6 protein-coding genes and 1 pseudogene are annotated in these 4,601 nt (G+C 38.8%); all 7 read left to right on the plus strand.

Features of this window, described 5'->3' with window-relative positions; all coding sequences use genetic code 11:
* Positions 1 to 170: 170 nt before the first annotated feature.
* A complete protein-coding gene (locus BCT81_RS28200; protein WP_102426576.1) occupies positions 171 to 896 on the plus strand; it encodes a class I SAM-dependent methyltransferase in 726 nt (241 codons plus the stop codon).
* A gap of 485 nt (positions 897 to 1,381) precedes the next feature.
* Positions 1,382 to 1,798, plus strand: coding sequence for a GFA family protein (locus BCT81_RS28205; RefSeq protein ID WP_102426577.1), 417 nt, complete (start codon positions 1,382 to 1,384; stop codon positions 1,796 to 1,798).
* A gap of 121 nt (positions 1,799 to 1,919) precedes the next feature.
* Positions 1,920 to 2,333: a lipocalin-like domain-containing protein gene (locus BCT81_RS28210; RefSeq protein ID WP_102426578.1), complete on the plus strand. Its 414-nt coding sequence runs from the start codon at positions 1,920 to 1,922 to the stop codon at positions 2,331 to 2,333.
* A gap of 111 nt (positions 2,334 to 2,444) precedes the next feature.
* A complete protein-coding gene (locus BCT81_RS28215) occupies positions 2,445 to 2,921 on the plus strand; it encodes a transglutaminase-like domain-containing protein (RefSeq protein WP_241908290.1) in 477 nt (158 codons plus the stop codon).
* 38 nt (positions 2,922 to 2,959) lie between these two features.
* Positions 2,960 to 3,577, plus strand: a complete 618-nt coding sequence (locus tag BCT81_RS28220; RefSeq protein WP_102426579.1) for an HAD family phosphatase — start codon at positions 2,960 to 2,962, stop codon at positions 3,575 to 3,577.
* A gap of 142 nt (positions 3,578 to 3,719) precedes the next feature.
* Complete coding sequence (locus BCT81_RS28225) at positions 3,720 to 4,304, plus strand: nucleotidyltransferase domain-containing protein (protein WP_102426580.1); 585 nt, start codon at positions 3,720 to 3,722, stop codon at positions 4,302 to 4,304.
* Between the two features lie 50 nt (positions 4,305 to 4,354).
* Positions 4,355 to 4,601: pseudogene (locus BCT81_RS28230) on the plus strand (histone acetyltransferase); the annotation flags it as partial.

Raw genomic sequence — 4,601 nt, forward strand, 5'->3', positions numbered from 1 at the left:
AAGAGTGATTCGGCACGCTTGGCATTTTTGGTTCTGGTTGAGTTCAGTGTTTACGGTAGTCAAACTAAGTGTCCTTGTTGAATGCTTCACATCTTAATTTGGCGTTAGGTGCTTCTGATATCAACAATTCTGTCAAGTGTTTAAAGTAGAAAATAGCATGGAAGGTAATCATGGAATATAACAGCCCCATTAGCTCAAGTTGTATAGATAACTTACTAGATGAGCTATGGCTAAATGAGGACTCTTTAGTCTTAGATGTTGGTTGTGGTAATGGCGAGTTAATTAAAGGAGTTATAGAAAAATTTAATTGTCGGGCGGTAGTCATTGATAACGATGAATTGGAAATCGCTAAAGCAAAGGAAAATCTGGAATCGTATTTGGACCAAATTACCTTTCATACATCTGCATTCAAAGATGTTGAGTTGCCTAGGGGCGCATTTGATGCGTGTTTTAGCTTAGGCTCTACTCATGCTTTTGGCGATGTTGGCGAAGCTTTAGACAATGCATTATCTGACATGAAATCTCTTATAGTTTCCAATGGCGTAATTGTACTTGGGGATGCGTATTGGCGAAAAGAGCCAGATGAGGAATACTTACTCGCAACAGGTATTGATCCTTTAGAATTAAGGTCAAACTTAAAAAATATAGAAGCAGGCAATCAGTTAGGCCTCGAATGCGTTTATGTTGTTCACTCTTCCTATCAAGATTGGGACACATTTGAAAGTTCGTTTTGGTTGGCATCCGAACGAGAGTTGCTACTAGATCCTGCGAATATTGAGTTGTTGGACAAAGTCAAAACGATACGACACTGGAAAGATGCGTACTTAAAGTGGGGACGTGAAACAATGGGTTTTGCACTATACCTGTTTATTAACTCTACACACCGACCCACTTAACAAGTGTTTAAGAGTGATTTACAACGCGTGGCATTTTTACATTGCGTATAATGCGGAGGTTAATAAGGTATTACGTTTCTCAAACCTTAACGGTGCTTTAGTACGGGGTTGACATCAATGGTCATGAGTTTTGGTGTTGCTGACTAAGTGCGAGGAACGAATCCTTTTCTAACTTAAAATCAGTAAAAGTAGGGGAGTTCAGTTCGTTTTCCTCTAGCTAACTTTCGCCTCTTAATCGAGCTTAAGTTTTGTAGCTACCCGCCTCACTTCAGTGTTCATATGCTTTCATATAAGTTGGAGTTTCAATATCTTGGGGCGTATAAATAGAAGTCGCGCATGTACTAACAAATTACCCAAGATTGATTCGAAACGCATGGCATTCTCTATGCGTTGGTTTCAGTATGTAAAGTGGTATGCAGGGGCTTTCTATTACGTTACTGCCCTTAGCAGGGGTTATATGTTTTCGTCAATTTAGGAGTAATTTAATGTCTTACGTAGAGACTAACTGTCTATGTGGTGCTGTAAAAATCAAAGCAGAAAGCATCAACCCTAATTTCACTGTTTGTCATTGTCAGTCATGTCGAACTTGGGGTGGCGCACCTTTTTTCGCAGTTAAATGTGGAACTCAAGTCAAAATTGAGGGGCAAAACAAAGTAAAAATGTACAAGTCATCCTCTTGGGCTTCTCGTGGTTTCTGTCTGGAGTGCGGCACTCATTTGTTTTACAAGTTCAAAGAAACAGGTGAATACAATATGCCTGTAGGTCTGTTCCCAAACTTAGAAGGTTTGAAAATGGACATGCAATACTTTAGCGACATGCGTCCAAGCTATTACTGCTTTGCCAACGAGACTAATGAGATGACTACAGAAGAAATCATGTCTTATTTTGCGGACAAGGTGTAACTAAACATATAACAAACATTTAAAAGTGGTTCGTAACGTATGCAACTCTTATAGCACTGAGTCTCTTGTATTGTTTAGAACTTCATTGAGGTTAGGTCCCCAGGAAATTAAGGAAGCATAAGTGAAACTATCAAAGGAAATTCTGGTTGGTGTTTGGTCTTTAGATGAGTTCATCATCCATAGAGAATCAGGTGAAATGTTTAATTGGCCGGGGAAACAAAACGGTACTCTAATTTATACAGACAATGGGTTTGTTAGCGTCGCACAGAATAGAGATCCACTAACTAATCCTACAGACGAAGATAAAAAGAGAGAATCAAACTTTTATACAGCTACTTATGAATTAGATTTAGAGAACAATCGTGTGTTTCACTTTGGGCTTCAGTCTAGCGTGAAATCTGTTATAGGTGAACGTATGGAGCGTGAAGTTAAGCTACTAAAAGATGGTCGATTATGGTTATCTGGTAAAGGGCTAAAAGAGCGAGTCACACTCGTATGGTCAAAAGTTGATACCACGCAAACTGTTCAAGGGTGATTCGTAACGCTTGGTACTTTTGCTCTGAATCGGGTTACGTTCAATTTGAGGTGTTTCTGCAAACCTCGTTTCAACCTATGCTTAGAGATATCTACAAAGGATTAGAAACAGATGCTTATCAACGACTATACCGAAAACACGGAGTTTACAGAGCTAACTAATGACCTGTTAGACATCCGCAAGATATCTGATGATATAGCGGGTATATGTAAGTTTGTTCAGGGGAATCTTATTCACTCGTATTGGTTAGAGCACTACGGTGTTGAGGCTGAACCGTTAAACAAGCTGACCGAAATGCAGACTCGGTATGCTAAAGATTTAGTCTCTTTAGCAATGTCGAAATCAGGTGAGCCTTCACACGTTTTCAAGAAACCAAACCATAGAGTGATCAGTATTTGTAGAGACTTTTCACTATTAGTTTGCGCAGTATTGAGAGCAAAAGCAATACCAGCGAGACTAAGGAGTGGCTTTGCGACTTATTTAGCTCAAAACCATTTTGAAGATCACTGGGCATGTGAGTATTGGAACAAAGAAAAAGGGTGGATAGCCGTCGATGCTCAGTTAGACGATATTCATCGCCAAGTCTGATGAAAATTTTGGTTTTCGAGATTTCAAAGGAGTAAATAGTGAGTTCTGAAAGGATAAAAAATATTGTTTTCGACATCGGCAATGTCGTCGTTCGTTGGTCACCTGAAGAGATTATTCGTCTTACTTTTGGAGATTGCGCATCAGCAGAAGAGAAAGCGAAGTCTGTATTTCAGTCTGATATTTGGTTAAATCTAAACAAAGGGCTGTTATCTGAAAATGATGCAAAAACCCAATATTGTGATGTGCTAGGTTTCACTGAATTAGAATGTGAACGTCTATTTTACTACGTTAAGCAAACCCAAATCTTGATTTATGGCTCCGTAGAGCTTATTAGACGTTGTAAATCTGCAGGTTATAGAGTTTTTGCATTGACTGATAACGTCCATGAAATTGTTTCTCATTTAAAAGCAACATATACATTTTGGGACTTATTTGAAGGCGCTATTGTTTCCGCTGAGGTTGGTCTACTTAAACCTCAAGTTGAAATATACGAATCATTGCTCTATCAGTATGGCTTAGAGGCATCAGAAACCGTTTTCATTGATGATATGCCATATAATGTGGCTGGCGCAGAGTCAGTTGGTATGAACGCAATTCTCTTTAAAAACACTTATCAATGTGCACGAGCTTTGAAAGCACTGGGTGTCCAACATTGACAATATAATTGTCACTAGAACGCAAAGCCTGATTCATGGTTCTCGGCATTTGTTGTTCGAATTGGTTGAAATATCTATCCTCAAGATCAGGTTTGACGGCTTTGTTTAATGAAAATATTTTGCTATCAAAATGGAGGTAACTTTGAGAACAGAAAAGCTAGAATTAAAGCATCTTCCCCTTCAAAGTGAACTTATTCGCTCTGTTTGCTCAGCCTTTATGGTAGAAAGTGACGTAGTAGCGGCTGTGCTATTAGGCTCATTAGCAGCAGGGAAAGGTGACCGAGTTTCGGATGCTGATATTCTTATTTTTACGAAGAACAATTTCCATAAATCTGCCAATAAGTGCTTCTCAGTTTTTGAACACGACAAGGAAATATTTTACCTACTTGACGGCTTTCACAGTGGTAATGCTTACTTTAAAAAGTATATCTTCAATGATTTAACGAGTACCGAAGTTCACTGCTTAGATTTGAGTGAACCGTTCAGCATTTCAAAGCCATTCAAAGTTCTATTCGATAAAACAGGCATCATCGAACAAAGGGTAACCAGTGAACCCGCTCCAAAGCATGAGGATTCTCCTGCCTATACGAATGGTGATAAAGGCCTTACTTGGGAACTTTTTAATTGCATTAAGTGGATGAGTCGAGGGAACCATGAGTTGGCTAAGAACCATTTAAAGAAGCTTGTCGATAAACTTGAACCGACTGCATTAAAAAAAGAACGATAGTTTATTCTTTGCGAGAGCATTATTTTTTCAACCAAATTAAGGACAAATCATTGGATATCATTTTTACTCACTCGCCGAGCCCTCAAGATATCGATCAGATTTACCAAGGGCTAGGTGATTTCAATCGAAGATTTATACCAGAAATCACAGATGAGTCTTTTGCTATTTTTGTTCGCGATAAATCAGGAGAAATTCTCGGAGGTTTAACTGGTTTTATCTATATGACTTCAGTTCAAATTAGATTTTTTTGGTTAACAGAAAAGGAAAGAAATCAGGGGTATGGAGCTGCACTAATAC

The sequence above is a fragment of the Vibrio sp. 10N.261.52.A1 genome (assembly GCF_002876325.1).
GTDB lineage: Bacteria > Pseudomonadota > Gammaproteobacteria > Enterobacterales > Vibrionaceae > Vibrio > Vibrio chagasii.

Bases quoted from the DNA above. Each gene is read 5' to 3' on its own strand.
- BCT81_RS28215 (WP_241908290.1), top strand. From the start codon at position 2,445: ATGCTTATCAACGACTATACCGAAAACACGGAGTTTACAGAGCTAACT.
- BCT81_RS28205 (WP_102426577.1), top strand. From the start codon at position 1,382: ATGTCTTACGTAGAGACTAACTGTCTATGTGGTGCTGTAAAAATCAAA.
- BCT81_RS28200 (WP_102426576.1), top strand. From the start codon at position 171: ATGGAATATAACAGCCCCATTAGCTCAAGTTGTATAGATAACTTACTA.